The organism is Nocardia sp. NPDC003999, from assembly GCF_053604885.1.
Map to the genome: position 1 here is coordinate 134,993 of NZ_JBSGIB010000018.1, position 17,142 is coordinate 152,134.

Annotated in this window: 15 protein-coding genes and 1 pseudogene; 9 read left to right on the forward strand and 7 right to left on the reverse strand. The window is 69.3% G+C overall.

Annotated features, from left to right (window positions below; genetic code table 11):
• The first annotated feature begins 27 nt into the window (after positions 1-27).
• Entirely contained in the window at positions 28-441 is a 414-nt protein-coding gene (locus ACWESM_RS28380) for a DoxX family protein (protein WP_452494311.1), read from the forward strand.
• Between the two features lie 486 nt (positions 442-927).
• A complete protein-coding gene (locus ACWESM_RS28385; RefSeq protein ID WP_355078212.1) occupies positions 928-1,380 on the forward strand; it encodes a universal stress protein in 453 nt (150 codons plus the stop codon).
• Positions 1,381-1,462: 82 nt separating this feature from the next.
• Here the strand turns inward: ACWESM_RS28385 and ACWESM_RS28390 are convergent, their stop codons facing one another.
• From ACWESM_RS28390 to ACWESM_RS28400, 3 genes and pseudogenes are all read right to left on the reverse strand, one after another.
• Positions 1,463-3,760 (reverse strand): HelD family protein, encoded by a 2,298-nt coding sequence (locus tag ACWESM_RS28390; protein WP_452494313.1) that lies wholly within the window; start codon positions 3,758-3,760, stop codon positions 1,463-1,465.
• A 171-nt stretch (positions 3,761-3,931) separates the two neighbouring features.
• Positions 3,932-4,216: pseudogene (locus ACWESM_RS28395) on the reverse strand (antibiotic biosynthesis monooxygenase family protein); the annotation flags it as partial.
• A 10-nt stretch (positions 4,217-4,226) separates the two neighbouring features.
• Positions 4,227-5,576 (reverse strand): diguanylate cyclase domain-containing protein, encoded by a 1,350-nt coding sequence (locus ACWESM_RS28400; RefSeq protein ID WP_364430355.1) that lies wholly within the window; start codon positions 5,574-5,576, stop codon positions 4,227-4,229.
• A gap of 279 nt (positions 5,577-5,855) precedes the next feature.
• Here ACWESM_RS28400 and ACWESM_RS28405 point away from each other — a divergent pair, with 279 nt between their 5' ends.
• Positions 5,856-6,998: a beta-ketoacyl synthase N-terminal-like domain-containing protein gene (locus ACWESM_RS28405; RefSeq protein WP_355078341.1), complete on the forward strand. Its 1,143-nt coding sequence runs from the start codon at positions 5,856-5,858 to the stop codon at positions 6,996-6,998.
• A gap of 233 nt (positions 6,999-7,231) precedes the next feature.
• Complete coding sequence (locus ACWESM_RS28410; protein WP_452494315.1) at positions 7,232-7,942, forward strand: sigma 54 modulation/S30EA ribosomal C-terminal domain-containing protein; 711 nt, start codon at positions 7,232-7,234, stop codon at positions 7,940-7,942.
• A gap of 3 nt (positions 7,943-7,945) precedes the next feature.
• Here ACWESM_RS28410 and ACWESM_RS28415 read toward each other — a convergent pair whose 3' ends face one another.
• On the reverse strand, positions 7,946-9,502 hold the full coding sequence (locus ACWESM_RS28415) for a GAF domain-containing protein (RefSeq protein ID WP_452494317.1): 1,557 nt from the start codon (positions 9,500-9,502) through the stop codon (positions 7,946-7,948).
• A gap of 496 nt (positions 9,503-9,998) precedes the next feature.
• Between ACWESM_RS28415 and uvrA the strand changes: the two genes are divergently transcribed.
• The gene (gene uvrA, locus ACWESM_RS28420) at positions 9,999-12,950 is read left to right on the forward strand and encodes an excinuclease ABC subunit UvrA (protein WP_364430345.1); all 2,952 of its coding nucleotides are present in this window, start codon (positions 9,999-10,001) and stop codon (positions 12,948-12,950) included.
• A gap of 54 nt (positions 12,951-13,004) precedes the next feature.
• Here the strand turns inward: uvrA and ACWESM_RS28425 are convergent, their stop codons facing one another.
• The 3 genes from ACWESM_RS28425 to ACWESM_RS28435 form a co-directional block, all read right to left on the reverse strand.
• Positions 13,005-13,715: an alpha/beta fold hydrolase gene (locus ACWESM_RS28425; protein WP_452494319.1), complete on the reverse strand. Its 711-nt coding sequence runs from the start codon at positions 13,713-13,715 to the stop codon at positions 13,005-13,007.
• A 240-nt stretch (positions 13,716-13,955) separates the two neighbouring features.
• On the reverse strand, positions 13,956-14,297 hold the full coding sequence (locus ACWESM_RS28430) for a DUF1844 domain-containing protein (protein WP_355078206.1): 342 nt from the start codon (positions 14,295-14,297) through the stop codon (positions 13,956-13,958).
• Positions 14,298-14,301: 4 nt separating this feature from the next.
• A complete protein-coding gene (locus ACWESM_RS28435) occupies positions 14,302-14,430 on the reverse strand; it encodes a hypothetical protein (RefSeq protein WP_355078205.1) in 129 nt (42 codons plus the stop codon).
• Positions 14,431-14,765: 335 nt separating this feature from the next.
• Here ACWESM_RS28435 and infC point away from each other — a divergent pair, with 335 nt between their 5' ends.
• The 4 genes from infC to ACWESM_RS28455 all read left to right on the forward strand — a co-directional run bounded on the left by infC (position 14,766) and on the right by ACWESM_RS28455 (position 17,007).
• Positions 14,766-15,431 carry a translation initiation factor IF-3 gene (infC, locus tag ACWESM_RS28440; protein ID WP_379255697.1) on the forward strand — a complete coding sequence of 222 codons (666 nt, stop codon included), beginning with the start codon at positions 14,766-14,768 and terminating at the stop codon, positions 15,429-15,431.
• Positions 15,432-15,489: 58 nt separating this feature from the next.
• Positions 15,490-15,684, forward strand: coding sequence for a 50S ribosomal protein L35 (gene rpmI / locus ACWESM_RS28445; protein WP_355078204.1), 195 nt, complete (start codon positions 15,490-15,492; stop codon positions 15,682-15,684).
• A 110-nt stretch (positions 15,685-15,794) separates the two neighbouring features.
• A complete protein-coding gene (gene rplT / locus ACWESM_RS28450) occupies positions 15,795-16,175 on the forward strand; it encodes a 50S ribosomal protein L20 (protein ID WP_039797323.1) in 381 nt (126 codons plus the stop codon).
• Positions 16,176-16,215: 40 nt separating this feature from the next.
• Complete coding sequence (locus ACWESM_RS28455) at positions 16,216-17,007, forward strand: TrmH family RNA methyltransferase (protein ID WP_356967886.1); 792 nt, start codon at positions 16,216-16,218, stop codon at positions 17,005-17,007.
• The last annotated feature ends 135 nt before the right edge of the window (positions 17,008-17,142 follow it).

A 17,142-nucleotide genomic window follows, 5' to 3' on the forward strand; every position in this document is an offset into this window, starting at 1 on the left:
TGCCGGACAGCCGACGAGGAGCTGGACATGGATGTCGTGGTGTTGATCGGACGAGTGTTGTTCGCGCTGCTGTTCCTGGCCTCCGCCCTCGGGCATTTCACTCAGACCGAGGCGATGGCGGGGTACGCGGGGAGTAAGGGCGTCCCGATGGCGAAGGCCGCAGTGTTCGGCTCGGGGGCGCTGTTCCTGCTGGGCGGCCTCAGCGTGCTGTTGGGCATCTGGGCCGACCTCGGTTCGCTGCTGTTGGTAGTCGCGCTGCTGCCGACGGCGGCCGTGATGCACCGGTTCTGGCAGGAGTCCGATCCGCAGACCAGACAGGGCGAGATGATCCATTTCAACAAGGACGTCGCCCTGGCGGGCGCCGCCCTGATGCTGTTCGCGTTCTTCGCGCACGTCGACGAACTCGGATTGACCATCACCGGTCCGCTTTTCGACCTCTAGTCCGCGCTCCGCGCGCTAATATTGCGCGTCCTTTTCACCGCAGGAAGAAGAAGCCATGGACATCATCGGAGCGATTCTCGGCATATTCTGGGCAAACTATCGGCAGTGGCCGTAGCCGCACGGTAGTCCGGGCCCGATCGGTCCGTTCCCGGCACGTGATCAACGTGTGGGGCGGACCGATCTTCGTGTGACGGACCTGGCTCTGTGATGAATATCCCAGGCCCGCAACGGCGTTGAAGGCCGTTGTGGCACATCACAAGTTTAGTTCTCCGAAATTGCGTCTGCCCTGGTTGGTCCGGCCCTTCCGGTATTCCCTGGCGAATACGCGGCGGGAATGGCCGGACGGCCCCGGTGTGATGTCTTGCGATTTCTGAAATTTCCGCACCGATTGCCGCTATGGTCGACCCCAGTCGCCGCGCCGGCGCGCCGTCGAACCAGAGGCGAACCCGTGCGCAGCACCCGACACACCGCATAGTTGGAGGAGAAATGACCGCCTACCGGACCATTGTCGTCGGTACCGATGGCTCGGACTCGTCGTATGTCGCCGTCGAGAAGGCAGGGGCGCTGGCCGGTGTGTCCGGCGCGACCCTGGTCGTGGCCTGCGCGTACTACCCGACCGACGACCGCGATGTCGCCGCCGCGGCCGACGTGCTCAAGGAGGAGGCTTACCAGGTACGCGGTTCCGCGCCGACCAATGAGATCCTGCGCGTCGCCAGGGACAAGGCGATCGCGGCGGGTGCGGCCGACATCGTCGAGCGCGCCATCGTCGGCGAGCCGGTGGAATCGCTGCTGGCGCTGGTCAAGGAGGTCGACGCCGATCTGCTGGTCGTCGGTAACCGGGGCCTGAACACCTTGGCCGGACGGCTGCTCGGCTCGGTGCCCTCCGATGTGGCGCGCAAATCGCGCTCCGACGTCCTGATCGTGCACACCGTGCGCTGAGTCCCGCCTCGGCCGAAAGGCTCCGTGCCCACCGCGAACAGCGTTGTGGCACGGAGCCTTTCGTCTTCCGGTGCGTCGGTGATCAGCGCAGCCGGTCGAGCACGGCGGGCAGGTCCGCGCTGTGCACCACGCCGAGCCGCTGGGTGGCGCGGGTCAGCGCGACGTACAGATCGTTGAGGCCACGCGGCGATTCGTCGAGGATGTCCCGCGGTTCCACCAGGTAGACCGCGTCGAACTCCAAGCCCTTCACCTCGTGCACGGTCAGCACGCGCACCGATTCGCCCGCGAGGTCGGCCAGCGGTGCCATCAGCGCCTGCGGCGCGATCACCGCCGTGGTCCCCGGCCCCGTCTCGGTGGCGACCAGCCGGGCGACCTCCGCGTGCACGTCGCCGGGCTCGACCCGGTACGCGCGCGGCGCGACGCCGGTCTCGCGGACCGAGCGCGGCGCGGTCGCCGTCGGATCGATGGCGGCGAGGACGTCGGCGGCTACGTCCATGATCTCCGCGGGGGTGCGGTAGTTGACGGTGAGTTCGGTCAGTTTCCACCGGGCCGCGACGTAGGGCTCCAGCATCCGTTGCCACGACGACGTGCCCGCCGGGTCGCCGGTCTGCGCGACGTCGCCGACCACCGTCACCCACCGGTTCGGGATGCGCCGCATCACCATGCGCCAGGCCATCTCCGACAGCTCCTGCGCCTCGTCCACGATCACGTGGCCGTAGGTCCAGGTGCGGTCGCCCGCAGCGCGCTCCGCGGTCGTCTGGCGGGTGCGGAAGTCCTGGCGTTCGGCCAGCTGGCCGGCATCGATCAGGTCGTAGGCCATCAGAATCTCGGGATCGAGGTCGTCCTCCAGATCCTGGGGCGCGGAGCCGGTGAGGATGTCGAGGGCGTCCTGCGCCTCGGCGAGCTGGGCGCGCCAGCGGCGGCGGGCGCGTTCGCGTTCCTCGGTGTCGTCCACGCCGAGCAGTTCGGCCAGCTCGTCCAGCAGCGGTGCGTCCGCCGGACTGAACCGCCCGTCGTCCGGCCGGAGCAGTTCGGCGCGGTCGGCCGGGTCCAGCGAGCTGGCGGCCCGGTCCAGTCGCTTCGGGTCGGCGAGCAGTTCGGCCAGGACATCCTGCGGGGACAGGATCGGCCACAGTTTCGCGATCGCCGCCTGGATCTGCGGGTCGGCGCGCATCTCGTCGCGGATCTCGGTGAGATCGGCCGAGCTGAGCAGACTGGGCCCACCGGAGAGGTCGGCGCCCATGGTCGCGGCGAGCTGATCGGTCAGCGCATCGATCACCGAGGCGGCGAAGATCGGCCGCGCCAGGTTGTGCGGGCGGCGCGAGGAACGGGCGCGGCCACGGGCCTTGGTGGCTATCTTGCGATCCAGCGTGACCGGATAGCCGTCGAAGCCCAACCGGATCGGTTCGGCGGGCACCTCCTGACGGTCGCGCACGGCCTGCTTGAGCACCTCGAGTATCGTCAGCGACCCCTTGATCTCGCCCGCGCGCAACGAGTCCTCGCGCGCGGCCCGGACGCCGGGGTACAGATCGCCGATGGTGGACAGCAGCACGCCGGTTTCGCCGAGCGACGGCAGCACCTGGCCGATGTAGTCGAGGAAGGTGGCGTTCGGCCCGATGATCAGCACGCCGCTCTTGGCCAGCTGCTGCCGATAGGTGTAGAGCAGATACGCCGCCCGGTGCAGCGCGACCGCGGTCTTGCCGGTGCCAGGCCCGCCCTGCACCACGAGCACGCTCTTGTGCTCGGAGCGGATGATCGCGTCCTGCTCGTGCTGGATGGTCTCGACGATGTCGTTCATGTGGCCGGTGCGCGCGGCGTTGAGCGCGGACAGCAGCGCGCTCTCGCTGCCGACACCGCCGTCCGCGGCCGTGACACCGGCCCGGCGCGCGGCGGTCAGATCGAGGTACTCGTCGTTGATCGCGGTGACCTTGCGGTTGCGCGAGCGGATGTGCCTGCGCCGGGTCACCCCGTCCGGCGCCGCGGTGGTGGCCAGGTAGAACGGCCGCGCCAGCGGGGCGCGCCAGTCCAGCAGCAGGCTCTCGTAGTCGTCCTTCTCGTCGAGAATGCCGAGCCTGCCGATGTAGCGGTACTCCTCCTGTTCACCGTCGAGGTCGATGCGGCCGAAACACAGGCCGTGCTCGGCGGCGTCGTATTTCGCCAGGTCCTCGGTGTAGAGCTGACTGAAGGACTCCCGTTCGCTGCGGGCCTGCGGCGTGCCGCCGGTCTCCAGCAGCACGGTGCGCAGGCGATTGCGCGCGTAGTCGCGCATCTCGTCGAGCCGCTCGTACAGCACCGACAGGTAGGCCTGCTCCTGATCGGTTTCGCGGGTCCGCTCGGGCGCGCCGCCGCCTGCGGCACGGTCCTGAGTGAGGTCGGGCAAACTGAACTCCTTGTCACCGCGAACAGGCGCGAGCACGCCGCCGGGATCGGGCAGGTGCACGCACGGAAAACAGAGTTGTCGAGTCTACTGGGGTCGCGGCGGGCTCGCCGTAACCGCAGGTGAGGCCCCCGGCGCCGGGGCGGGGGCGAGGTCGGCGGGCGGTGTGAGCTGCACCGGCGTGAAATGCTCGACCACCGGGAACGGGTCGTAGAAGTGGTGTAGCAGGTCCTTCCAGCGCTGATATTCCGGCGAGCCGCGGAATCCGACGACGTGATCGTCGAGCCGGTCCCATTCCACCCGGAGCAGGTAGCTGCCCGGCGACTCGAGACCGCGCGACAGCGACAGCGCCCGGAAGCCGGGCATGCTCGCGATGATCGGCCGTGCCGCGGCGAAGGCGGCTTCGAAATCGGCGGCGAGTTCGGGGCGAACCGGCAGAAGTGCGTGTTCGATGATCATGGCGAGCTCGTCAGGACGCGTGGGTGCTGTTGGGTCTGCGGCCTTTGGTGACGGTGCCTTCCCGCCGTCCAGGCGGCTTCGCGCGGTACATCGCCAAGTCCGCGTCGTGCAGCACCGCCTCCGGGCTGCGCCGGTCGCCCACCCCCAGTTCGGTGACGCCGATCGAGGCGTTCACCTCGATCCGGTGCCCGCGCGCGATGATCGGCTCGGCCATGGTGGAGCGCAGCCTGCTCACCAGCGCGTCGATGTCGACGCGGCGGGTGCGGCCGGACAGCAGCACCAGGAATTCGTCGCCGCCGAGCCTGCCGACGATGTCGTCGCCGCGCAGGGCGCGCTGCAGGCGCTGGGCGACGATCTGCAGCACGGTGTCGCCGATGGCGTGCCCCAGCGTGTCGTTGATCGTCTTGAACCCGTCAAGATCGATGAACAGCACGGTGGACACCGGCAGCAGTTCCTCGGTGCTGGCCAGCGCGGCGGCCAGCTGGGACAGGATCAGCGAGCGATTGGCCAGCCCGGTCAGCGAGTCGTGCGTGGCCTGATACTCCAATTGCCTTCTGCTGGCGCGGAATTCGGTGATGTCGGCGAAGGAGGACACCGCCGACGAACGCGGATCGCCTGGATTGAGCAGGCGGCTGCTGCCCGACAGCCAGCGCCGCTGGCCGTCCACCCGGTCGACGCCGAAGACATAGCCGGTGATCGTCTCGCCCGTGGCCAGCGTGCGCGCTACCGGATGGCGGCTCGGCGGCAGCGGCTGGGCGTTCGCGTCCAGCAGCACCAGCGGCAACGACTGGATGGTGCGCCCGATGACCATGCCGTCGGGCCCCTCGGTACCGAAGATGCGCTTGGCCGCCGGGTTCATCGACTCGATCCGGCCCTCCGGATCGATCACCACGACGCCCTCCTCCAACTGGGACACGACCGTGGTGAAGTAGTGCTCGGCCCTGCGCTGCGCGGCCTCGGCGTGGCGCTGGGCGGTGAGGTCGTGGATGACCACCTGATAGGCGAGGTGATCGTGCCAGGCGGTCAGCACGGACACCGTCTCCACGGGCACGGTGCCGCCGTCCACCCGCATCAAGGTCATCTCGGTGGGAATCGAGGCCGCGCCCGCGGTGGTGAGGGTGCTGATGCGGTCGAGCATCGAGGGGACGGAGGCGGGGTGGACGAAGTCGGTCAGCGGGCGGCCGATGATCTCCTCGGCGTCCTCCGCGGCGAGCAACCGGACGGTGGCCGGGTTGACGTAGACGACCCGGCCACGCTCGTGCACACAGATCCCGTCCGGGGTGTGCTCGACCAGGGAGCGGTAGCGCGCAGCCAGCTGTTCGGCGGCGTCGACCGCCGCGGCCAGCTTGTCGTCACCCACTCGAACCCCCGATCATCGACCCCATTATGGCCATTGGAACACGGGATTATTCTGGTATCGACGTGGACAAGATCACATCCTCCACGCTATTGCTTCGATCACAGTACTGGCACGTTCTCGGGCCGGATCCGGCGATCATGGCAGAAACCGGTTTCTGCGTCGAGGCGGGGCAGACGGTTCGGCCCGCCCTGGGAGCCGGTGAAGGAGCGATACATGCCGGGTGCCGACCCGAACGCCGCTACGCGGTTCCGCACCGATCCGCGGGGGCCTCGAGACAACATGACCATCGCCGGGATCGGCGCGATCACCGGGTACGGATGGGGACGTGAACAGCTGTGGGACGGCTTGCTCAGCGGCAAGTCGGCGGCGGCTCTGCAACCGGGCTACGGGCCCGGCCGCGACGACGACGCGTGGGTCGCGCTCGTCCCCGACGGCGGGGACCCCGAGGTGAGCACGAGCCGGTACGGGCGGGCCGTGCACGAGGCGGCGCGGGAGGCCGTCGCCGACGCACGCGACCGGGGCTGGCGGCCAGGCCGCACCGTCGGCCTGCTGCACGCCATCGTGCTCGGCGACGTGGTGAACTGGCGCGACTTCTACCTCGTCGACGGCGGCCGCCGCCGGTCGAGGGACTACCTGCGGCTGTTGCCGTCCACGCCGGTCTCGATGCTGATGCAGGAATTCGGCTTCCACGGCCCGGCGATGAACATCTCCGCCGCGTGCAGTTCCGCCAACGTCGCGCTCATCACCGCGAAGCTCTGGCTGGACGCGGGCATGGCCGACGACGTGATCTTCGTGGCGACCGACCTGTCCGCAACCCCGGACATGCTGGACAGTTTCGTGCGGCTCGGCGCCGCGGTCGCCGACGCCGAACCGCTGGACGCCTGCCGTCCCTTCCAGGAGGGCAGTCGCGGGTTCAGCATGGGCGAGGCCTCGGTGGCGTTCGTGCTGACCCGTTCGGTGGATCGGCCCTATGCGGCGGTGCTCGGTGGCGCCATGTCCAACGACGCCTATCACGTGGTCTCGGTCGACCCGACACACGAGCAGATCCTCGACTGCGCTCGCGGCGCGCTCGCCGCCGCGCACGTCACCGCCGCCGACGTGCGCTATTTCAACGCGCACGGCACCGGGACCCGGCAGTGTGACGTGGCCGAGCACCATCTGCTCGCGGACGTGTTCGCCGACCGCCCGCACATCTACGCGGTGAAGCCGCTTGCGGGCCACTGCCAGGGCGCCGCGGCCGCCGTCGAGGTCGCGGCCGCCGCGCTCGGCTACGACCGGGGCATCGTGCCCGCGGCCCCGATCGTCGCGCCCGCGCATCCACGGCTGCTGGACGGCCCCACACCGTTCGAGGGCGGCATCACCGTGAAGCTCTCCCTCGGTATGGGCGGCAACAACTCCGTCGTGGTGCTCGGTGCCGCGTGATCGTGGCCGCCACGCGCGGCGCGGCGCGGGCACTCGCCCCGGGCCGAGCCTGAATTCCGCCTGCGCCAGTCTTTTTCGCTCGATGGGACTTTCGGCCCTGTTCGCGGCATCCCCCGCGGTGCTGGCATGGGGTGGGACGAATCGATCCGGAAGGCGGGGCAATGCAGATGGTCTCATCGGGGCTGCGATTCGCGTCGGACCAGTGGACGACGGCCGCGGGGCCGGAAGTGGCGGTGAGCACGCGTGGAGAGGTCTCGGCCATGGACGTGACGCGGGCGGTGCGCGCCATCACCCGGGTTCTGCGCAGGCATCATCTCGACGGGCCCGCCCGGGTGCGTCTCGGCGCGCCGCCCGATCCGGAGGCGCCGACGGTGGTCCAAGTCGACGTCCACCACCGGGATGTGGTCACCCGGGTGCAGGTCACCGGGCCGCGCGGGTTCGCGGTGACCTTCGCCGCCGAGCGGCTCGACCGCCGACTGGCCCGCTCGGCCGCGGGTGAGACGCGGACCTGGCCCGATCCGGCCCGCCCTCCGCTGGCCCGCGCGGGTGCGCCGCGTCCGATCGTGCGCCGCAAGCGGTGCGTCCTGTCCGTCTGCACGCCCGCCGAGGCGGTCGCGGTGCTGGACGCCATGGACTACGACGCCCACCTGTTCATCGACGCCGAGACCGGTGCGGACGCGGTGGTGCACTGGGCGGAGGCGGGCGTGCGACTCGTCCGCCAGTGGGCGACGTATCCGCCGATCCGGTCGACGGAGCCGGTGCGCGGCACCCCGCCGATCCTGGCCGACGCGGCTCCCGCCGCCTGCCTGGACCCGGCCGAGGCCGCGAACATCCTGTGCCACAAGGGATTGCCGTTCCTGTTCTGTACCGATCCGGGTAGCGGGCGTGGCGGGTTGCTGTACCGGCGCCACGACGGCGACCTTGCGATCGTGCTGCCCGCCTGACTCTCAGGCCAGCGGCGCGGACCAGTGCACCCTGGTGCCGCCGCTGTCGGTCCGCTGCACCGTGCAGTGACCGTCGGACATGCTCGCACGCTGCGCGAGGTTGGCCAGACCGCTCGGTGTCACCTGCGCGGGCATCCCCGCGCCGTTGTCCTCGACGAGCACGGTCAGTTCGTCGCCGACGGTGATCTCGACGGCGAGCCGGTTCCCGCCGGAATGGCGCACCGCGTTGCTGACCGATTCGCGCACCACGGCTTCCGCGTGGTCGGCGAGTTCGTCGCCGACCACCGACAGCGGCCCGGAGAACCGCACACTGGTCCGGAACGCGCCGTCGGCGGTCTGCTGGCGGATGGCGTCCTCGAGCCGACGGCGCAGTGGGTCGCCGCCGTGCAGGTCGAAGATCGACGTACGGATCTCCTGCACGACCTCCTGCAGACCGTCCATCTCCACCGAAAGTCGTTGCCGCACCACGGGATCCTCGGTGCGGGCCGCGGTGGCCCGCAACCCGAGCCCGACCGCGAACAGTCGCTGGACCACATGGTCGTGCAGGTCGCGTGCGATGCGGTCGCGGTCGGCGAGCACGTCGAGTTCGCGCATTCTGCGCTGGGTCTGGGCCAGTTGCATGGCCAGCGCCGCCTGATCGGTGAACGCGGCGGTCAGGTCCACCAGTTCGCCGGGGTACGGGGGACACCCGGGTGGCCGCACCACGATCAGCACACCGAGCGCGAGGTCCGCGGTCTGCAGTGGCAGCACCAGCGCGGGCCCCGCCGCGCCGACCTCGGCCCCGAGATCGACCGATTCGGCGTCGGCTAACCGCACCGGCGCGCGACGAGTGAACGCCGTGCCGGTGGCGGTATCCGCGATACGCACCCGCTCCGGGCCCCCTCTGGGGCCGAACCATTGCGCCACAACGAGTTCGGTGGCTTCATCGGGCGGCGTCCCCGGCGCCACCACGGCCAGCAGCGCCTGCTGCGAACCGGTCAGCGCGCGGGCGCGCGCCACCACCTGCGCGAGCACGAGATCCGGCGCCGTGCCCGCGAGGAACTCGGTCGCGATGTCGCGCGTCGCCTCGATCCACGCCTGCCTGGTCCGCGCGGATTCGTACAGCTTCGCGTTCTCGATGGCGATACCCGACGCGGCGGCCATGGCGAGCACGATGGCCTCGTCGTCCTCGGTGAACGACTGTCCCCCGGCCTTTTCGGTGAGGTAGAGATTGCCGAAGATCTCCTCGCCGACCCGCACCGGGACGCCGAGGAAACTGCCCATCGGCGGATGGCCGGGCGGAAAGCCCACAGCGGCCGGATGTTCCGACAGATCGTCCAGCCGGATCGGGTGCGGGTGCGCCGGCAGCAAGCCCAGTACGCCGTGTCCCTCGGGGGAGCGGCCGATGTGGGCGGCCGTCGCGTCGTCGACGCCGTGGAAGATGAACTCGACCAGCCGGTCGTCGTGGCCGCGGATGCCGAGCGCGCCGTAGCGGGCCGCGACCGAGCGGGTGGCGGTTCGCAGCAGGGCGCGCAGGGTGTCGAGCACCGTTGACGGGAGATGCTGGGTCAGGATCGTCATGGATGAGTGGGGGAGGCCGGTGGGGGGCGCACAGCGGGCTCAGTTTAGTCGGGGACCGGTGCGCGCGGGGCGCAGTTGTGCGGAGTGGTGACCGGTCTCGCCTGAGACATCCGCGCCGCGCTTCTGTGGGTGCTCGCACCGTGCTGACCAGTTCGTTCGCCGCGCGTGCTCGAGGTTTTCCATCCCACCACCGCGGAGTGATCTCGCGCACCGCGCATCCGTTGGGGGCGTCGCCGGCCGCCCTGCGTCGGGCTGCCTGCCGTAACTGTGTCGACCAGGGAATGCCGAATGACGTCGCGCTGTTGACCAGTGGTGCCGGGAGGGCGATGCTACGGAGGCGTCCTGGCCCGTTTCCCGGCTCATCCGCAACGTCCGGCCACAGGGGTCCCGTCATTCGCCCAGGTGACGGCCGGTCCGCGAAACTTGTCGGTGCCCATGCCTAGCATGGCGGCCGGGGGTATGTCTGGACGCCGAACACGAAGGAGAAGGGACGGCCGTGGCGGAACGCCTCACTGTGCGCGGAGCTCGGGAGCACAACCTCAAGGGTGTCGATCTCGACCTGCCCCGCGACAGCCTCATCGTGTTCACCGGTCTGTCCGGCTCCGGCAAGTCGAGCCTGGCCTTCGACACGATCTTCGCGGAGGGGCAGCGGCGCTACGTCGAGTCGCTGTCGGCGTACGCGCGGCAGTTCCTCGGTCAGATGGACAAGCCCGATGTCGACTTCATCGAAGGCCTCTCGCCCGCGGTGTCCATCGACCAGAAGTCGACCAACCGCAACCCGCGCTCGACCGTGGGCACCATCACCGAGGTCTACGACTATCTGCGGCTGCTCTACGCGCGAGCAGGCACGCCGCACTGCCCCGTCTGCGGCGAGCTGATCGCAAAGCAGACGCCGCAACAGATCGTCGACCAGGTGCTGGCCATGGAGGAGGGCATCCGATTCCAGGTGCTCGCGCCGGTGGTGCGCACCCGCAAGGGCGAGTTCGTCGACCTGTTCGACCAGCTCAACACCCAGGGCTACTCCCGCGTGCGGGTGGACGGCGTGGTGTATCCGCTCACCGATCCGCCGAAGCTGAAGAAGCAGGAGAAGCACGACGTCGAGGTCGTCGTCGACCGCCTGGCGGTGAAGCCGAGTTCCAAGCAGCGCCTGACGGATTCCATCGAGACCGCGCTGCGCCTGGCCGACGGCATCGTGGTGCTCGACTTCGTCGATCGCGACGAGCACGCGCACGACCGGGAGCGCCGCTTCTCCGAGCGCCTCGCCTGCCCGAACGGCCACCCGCTCGACATCGAGGACCTGGAGCCCCGCTCTTTCTCGTTCAACTCGCCCTACGGCGCCTGCCCGGACTGCACCGGCCTCGGCATCCGCAAGGAGGTCGACCCGGAACTGGTGGTGCCCGACCCGGCGCTGAGCCTGAACGACGGCGCCATCGCGCCGTGGTCGCGCGGCCAGACCGCCGAGTACTTCACCCGGCTGCTCTCGGGCCTCGCCGATTCCATCGGCTTCTCCATGGACACCCCGTGGCAGGATCTGCCGCCCAAGGCGCGCAAGGCCGTGCTGGAGGGCAGCGCCGACCAGGTGCACGTCTCCTACACCAACCGCTACGGCCGCAAGCGCTCGTACTACGCGGACTTCGAGGGCGTGATGCCGTTCCTGCAGCGGCGCATGGAGAACACCGAGTCCGAGCAGATGAAAGAGCACTACGACGGGTACATGCGCGACATCCCGTGCCCGGTGTGCAACGGCGCCAGGCTGCGCCCGGAGATCCTCGCCGTCACCATCGCCGCGAACGGCGACAAGAAGTCCATCGCCGACGTCAGCGATCTGTCCATCGGCGAGTGCTCGGCGTTCCTGAACTCGCTCACCCTGGGCGAGCGCGAGGCGGCGATCGCGGGGCAGGTGCTCAAGGAGGTGCAGGCGCGGCTGGGCTTCCTGCTCGATGTCGGCCTGGAGTACCTCACGCTGTCCCGCGCGGCGGCCACCCTCTCCGGCGGCGAGGCGCAGCGGATCCGGCTCGCCACCCAGATCGGCTCCGGCTTGGTCGGTGTGCTGTACGTGCTCGACGAGCCGTCCATCGGCCTGCACCAGCGGGACAACCGCAGGCTCATCGAAACCCTCACGCGGCTGCGCAATCTGGGCAACACGTTGATCGTGGTCGAGCACGACGAGGACACCATCCGCGCGTCGGACTGGGTGGTCGACATCGGCCCGTTCGCCGGCGAGCACGGCGGCACGGTGGTGCACAGCGGGCCCTACGAAGAGTTGCTCACCGATCCGAACTCGCTCACCGGGGCATATCTGTCGGGCCGGGAACGCATCGACGTGCCGCTGGTGCGCCGCCCGGTCACCAAGAAGCGGCAGCTCACCGTGGTCGGGGCGAGCGAGCACAACCTGAAAGGCATCGACGTCGCCTTCCCGCTCGGTGTGCTGACCTCGGTGACGGGCGTCTCCGGATCGGGCAAGTCGACGTTGGTGAACGACATCCTGGCCACGGTGCTGGCGAACCGGCTCAACGGCGCCCGGCAGGTGCCGGGCAGGCACACCCGGGTCAACGGGCTCGACCACCTGGACAAGCTGGTGCAGGTGGACCAGTCGCCGATCGGCCGGACGCCACGGTCCAACCCGGCCACCTACACCGGCGTCTTCGACAAGATCCGCACGCTGTTCGCGGCCACCACCGAGGCGAAGGTGCGCGGCTACCAGCCGGGCCGGTTCTCCTTCAACGTCAAGGGCGGTCGCTGCGAGGCCTGCTCCGGCGACGGCACGCTGAAGATCGAGATGAACTTCCTGCCGGACGTCTACGTCCCCTGCGAGGTGTGCCACGGCGCCCGCTACAACCGGGAAACCCTCGAGGTGCACTACAAGGGCAAGACCATCGCCGAGGTGCTGGACATGTCCATCGAGGAAGCCGCCGAGTTCTTCGAACCGGTCACCTCGATCCACCGCTACCTCAAGACCCTGGTGGACGTCGGGCTCGGCTACGTACGTCTCGGCCAGAGCGCTCCCACCCTCTCCGGTGGTGAGGCCCAGCGAGTAAAACTCGCCGCCGAGTTGCAGAAGCGGTCCACCGGCCGCACGGTGTACATCCTCGACGAGCCGACCACGGGCCTGCACTTCGAGGACATCCGCAAGCTGCTGAACGTCATCAACGGCCTGGTGGACAAGGGCAACACGGTGATCGTCATCGAGCACAACCTGGACGTCATCAAGACCTCCGACTGGGTGATCGACATGGGTCCCGAGGGCGGCTCCGGCGGCGGCACCGTGGTGGCGGAGGGCACGCCGGAGGAGGTCGCGGGCGTGGCGGACAGCTACACCGGTCAGTTCCTGAAGGAAGTGCTGGACCAGCCACCCGCGCCGCAGAGCGTCGCGAAGAAGGCTCCGGCGAAGAAGACCGCGGGCAAGGCCACCAAGCGTCCGGCGAAGAAGGCCGCGGCGGTCGGCTGACCTCTCGTCCGAAGCGGGCGCGGTCCGGGTGCGCCGGGCCGCGCCGCCGTTCGTTCAGCGGTTGGCGATGGCGTGGATCAGTTCGGTGAGTTCCTTCGGCTTGGACCACATCGGCCAATGTCCCGTGGGCAGGTCGACGTACTCGGCGTCGATGCGTGCCAGTTCGGCGAAGAGGGGAGTTTCACCGTTGTCGCGCAGCTTCTCGACCACGTCGGCGGTCATGCTGCTGCAGATCACGGTGGTCGGGACCGACAGGCGGGCGTCCGAATCGCTCAACCGGAGCGAGGCGGCCGCGACGGACGTGGGCTCCGACACGGCACGCTCCCGAAAGCGCGCCAAGGCGGCCTCGTCCAGGCCCGCCAGGCTGTTGCCCGCGGCCTCCAGTTCCGGCCATTCCGGCAGAATCCATTCGCGCACGGCGACGTCGAGCGCGGAGTTGATGACGAAACCGTTCGGCAGCGGCGCGCTGTCGACGTAGATCGCCCGGCGGAACAGCTCGGGCGCGCGGTCGATGGCGAGATAGGCGGGCGCCGCCCCGCCGGAATGCGCGACGAGCACGACGGTCTCGCCCTCGGGCACCGCATCGACGATGGCTTGCGCCTGGGATTCCAGGGTGGCCGACAACCGGTCCGGGTCGGCTTCATCCAAGCCGGGCAGTGTGAGCGCCACCACCTCGTTGCCACGCCGCCGCAGATCGGGTGCGACCTCGTCCCACGCCCATGCACCGAGCCAGAATCCGGGAGCGAGAAGAATCCGAGTAGCCATGGGCTCACTGTGCCCCACCCGTTGGTAAATTTCCTAAACATCGTTGTACCCAACGGTATTCGCTCACAATTCCGCCGGTACTTCGGAATTCTGTGCTCGACCGGGCGGAACGCTGAGAATGGATGGGGGCGGGCACGTCACCGATGGACGACCTGCTCCTGACCCGCCGCGGCCTGTCGATTGTTCAGCGCGGTGCGGTGTTCGGCGTTCTCCAATGCGAGGCTCGGGAACCGCGCGAGGTCAGTAGACCGGGCCGGTGTACTTCTCGCCCGGGCCTTTGCCCGGCTCATCGGGATGCGCGGAGGACTCACGGAACGCACGTTGCAGCGACTGCAATCCCTCGCGCATCGGTCCGGCGTGGGGCCCCAGGTACTCCACCGACGCCGTCACGAGTCCGGCCAGCGCGGTGATCACGCGGCGTGCCTCGTCCAGGTCGCGGCGCGGGCTGGTCTCGGGGTCCTCGTCCGCCAGCCCGAGCTTCTCGGCCGCCGAACTCATCAGCATCACGGCGGCGCGGCTGATCACCTCGACCGCGGGGATGTCGGCCAGTTCGCGTACGGAGGCGTCGAGCTCGTCAGTCATGCCTTCAGGCTAGCGACGCCGCCCGGAGCATCCGGAGGTGGCCGATCTCGGTGATGTCGGCGAGGTGGATCCCGGCGAGTGACCAGGTCAGGTCGAACTGCCATCGCAGCAGGTCGCGGGGTGGTGTGGGCACCGGGGGAGCGTGCCATGCCGGACGCGGCCGGCAATGATTCGCGGCCGATTCGGCGATAGCCGAACGGAATGTTAGACTTTCCGCTGACGACCGCCCCGGGCTGCCCCGGGGCTGATAAGTGGAGCCCGACTCCCACCGTTGCCGACGAGTCATCGTACGGTCCAGCGGTCCGGTCACTCACCCGCGAGGGTGGGTTTCTCGTGCCGGGGTTCTCATGGAGAACCCTGCCGCGCGAGAGTCGACCCGAGTTCGCTCGTGGTCGGTGATCGGTCGACATCGGGCCCCGTGCGCGGAATACCGCACCGGGGCCTTCGTGTTGAACAGGGGTTGCAGTTATTGCGCGCGGTCGTCTGACGACACCGCTTGACCTAGGAGGCCCCATCAGCACTGAGACCCGCATCAACGATCGCATCCGTGTTCCCGAGGTCCGGCTCATCGGACCGGGCGGCGAGCAGGTTGGGATCGTGCGTGTTGAAGATGCACTACGCGTCGCCCTCGAAGCCGACCTCGATTTGGTCGAGGTGGCACCGGATGCCCGTCCGCCGGTCTGCAAGATCATGGACTACGGCAAGTTCAAGTACGAGACGGCGCAGAAGGCGCGCGAGTCTCGGAAGAACCAGCAGCAGACGGTGATCAAGGAGCAGAAGCTCCGCCCGAAGATCGACGACCACGACTACGAGACCAAGAAGCGCAACGTCGTGCGCTTCCTCGAGGCCGGGTCCAAGGTCAAGGTGACGATCATGTTCCGGGGACGCGAGCAGTCCCGCCCCGAACTCGGTTTCCGGCTGCTGCAGCGGCTGGCGTCCGACGTCGCCGATCTCGGTTTCGTGGAAACCTCGGCCAAGCAGGACGGTCGCAACATGACCATGGTCCTCGCCCCCCACAAGGGCGCGAAGACCCGGGTGAAGGCGCAGCAGGAGTCGGCTTCGCGCCCGGCGCCCAGCGCCGCCCCGGCCGGTCAGCCCGCCCCGGAGCAGGCCGAGACGGCCGGCCCGCAGTAACACCGATCAGAACACCGGCGGTCCGCCCCGACCGCCGGGACGACAGATAGAGGAATCCATGCCGAAGATGAAGACGCACAGCGGCGCCTCGAAGCGATTCAAGGTGACCGGCAAAGGCAAGCTGCTGCGCCAGCAGGCGAACCGTCGCCACCTGTTCGAGCACAAGCCCAGCCGCCGGACTCGTCGTCTGGACGGTGTGGAAGTCGTCGCCTCCGCCGACGTCCGTCGCGTGAAGAAGCTGCTCGGTCTCTGATCGCGCCCGCGCGCAGACCGGCACGCACTCGCGACCGGAGTTACCTCCGTCGCCACCCCGACCCATTTCCGGGCGCCGCCCCGCGCCCCCAGATCGAACAGGACTGACCAGTGGCACGCGTCAAAAGGGCCGTCAACGCTCAGAAGAAGCGCCGTTCCATCCTCGAGGCCTCCAAGGGCTACCGCGGCCAGCGCTCGCGGCTGTACCGCAAGGCCAAGGAGCAGCAGCTGCACTCGCTCACCTACGCCTACCGGGACCGCCGGGCGCGCAAGGGTGACTTCCGCAAGCTGTGGATCGCGCGCATCAACGCCGCCGCGCGGATCAACGACATCACCTACAACCGCTTCATCCAGGGCCTGAAGGCCGCCGGTGTGGAGGTGGACCGCAAGATCCTCGCCGAGCTCGCGGTGTCGGACGCCGAGGCGTTCGCCGGCCTCGTCGCGGTCGCCAAGGCCGCCCTGCCGCAGGATGTCAACGCGCCGGCCGCCTGAGTCGCGTTCGTTGACACCCGGACGACTTTCGGAACGACCCGTGGAAGCGCTCAGTGAGCGCAATCCGCGGGTCGTTTCCGCTGTCAAGCTGCAACGCGGAGCGCAGCGCCGCAAAGCGGGCCGATTCCTCGCCGAAGGAGCCAATGCCGTCGCCGCGGCCTTGGAGACCGCGCGCGTCCACGAGCTGTTCTATTCGCAGGCGGCCGCCGAACGCGACCACGCGCTGATCGCGGGGGCGTCCGCGGCGGGCGTCCGCACCACGCTGGTCAGCGACCGCGCGGCGGAGCATCTCGCGGAAACGGTCACGGCGCCGGGCTTGGTGGCGGTCTGCGATCTGCTCGACGTGCCCTTGGCCACGATCCTCGACGCCGGACCCCGGATGCTCGCCGTCCCGGTCGAGATGGCCGAGCCGGGAAACGCCGGCACGGTCATCCGAGTCGCCGATGCGGTCGGCGCCGACGGCGTGGTGCTGGCGGGCGACACGGTCGACCCGCACAACGGCAAATGCGTGCGAGCCAGCGCGGGCAGCATCTTCCATGTGCCGATCGCCCGGCACCGCGATGTCGCCGAGACGCTGGATGCGATCGCCGCGGCGGGCATCACGATCCTCGCTACGGCGGCGAACGGCGAGGTCGACCTCGACGACGCCGACGAATTGTTTACCGAACCGGTGGCCTGGCTGTTCGGCAACGAGGCGCACGGCCTCGACCCGGCCGTCGCGCGCCGCGCCGACCACCGCGTCCGCATTCCCATTCGCGGCCGCGCCGAGAGCCTGAATCTGGCGACGGCCGCCGCGATCTGCCTGTACGCGAACTCGCGCGTGCGGTATTAGATCTCCAGCGCCTGCGGCGCTGGGTGTTCGCGGCCCCCTTGTGGCTCGCGTTTGCGCGGCCGCCGCTTGCTCCTTCGTCGCGTGCGCGCATACCCGGGAGACGGGCCTCGAATCCGGAGCGACGAAGTTCGGTTC

What these genes read in the sequence shown, in the direction of transcription:
- ACWESM_RS28380 (WP_452494311.1), top strand. Translation starts at nt 28, where the DNA reads ATGGATGTCGTGGTGTTGATCGGACGAGTGTTGTTCGCGCTGCTGTTC.
- ACWESM_RS28385 (WP_355078212.1), top strand. Translation starts at nt 928, where the DNA reads ATGACCGCCTACCGGACCATTGTCGTCGGTACCGATGGCTCGGACTCG.
- ACWESM_RS28405 (WP_355078341.1), top strand. Translation starts at nt 5,856, where the DNA reads ATGACCATCGCCGGGATCGGCGCGATCACCGGGTACGGATGGGGACGT.
- ACWESM_RS28415 (WP_452494317.1), bottom strand. Translation starts at nt 9,502, where the DNA reads ATGACGATCCTGACCCAGCATCTCCCGTCAACGGTGCTCGACACCCTG.
- ACWESM_RS28425 (WP_452494319.1), bottom strand. Translation starts at nt 13,715, where the DNA reads ATGGCTACTCGGATTCTTCTCGCTCCCGGATTCTGGCTCGGTGCATGG.
- ACWESM_RS28430 (WP_355078206.1), bottom strand. Translation starts at nt 14,297, where the DNA reads ATGACTGACGAGCTCGACGCCTCCGTACGCGAACTGGCCGACATCCCC.
- rpmI (WP_355078204.1), top strand. Translation starts at nt 15,490, where the DNA reads ATGCCGAAGATGAAGACGCACAGCGGCGCCTCGAAGCGATTCAAGGTG.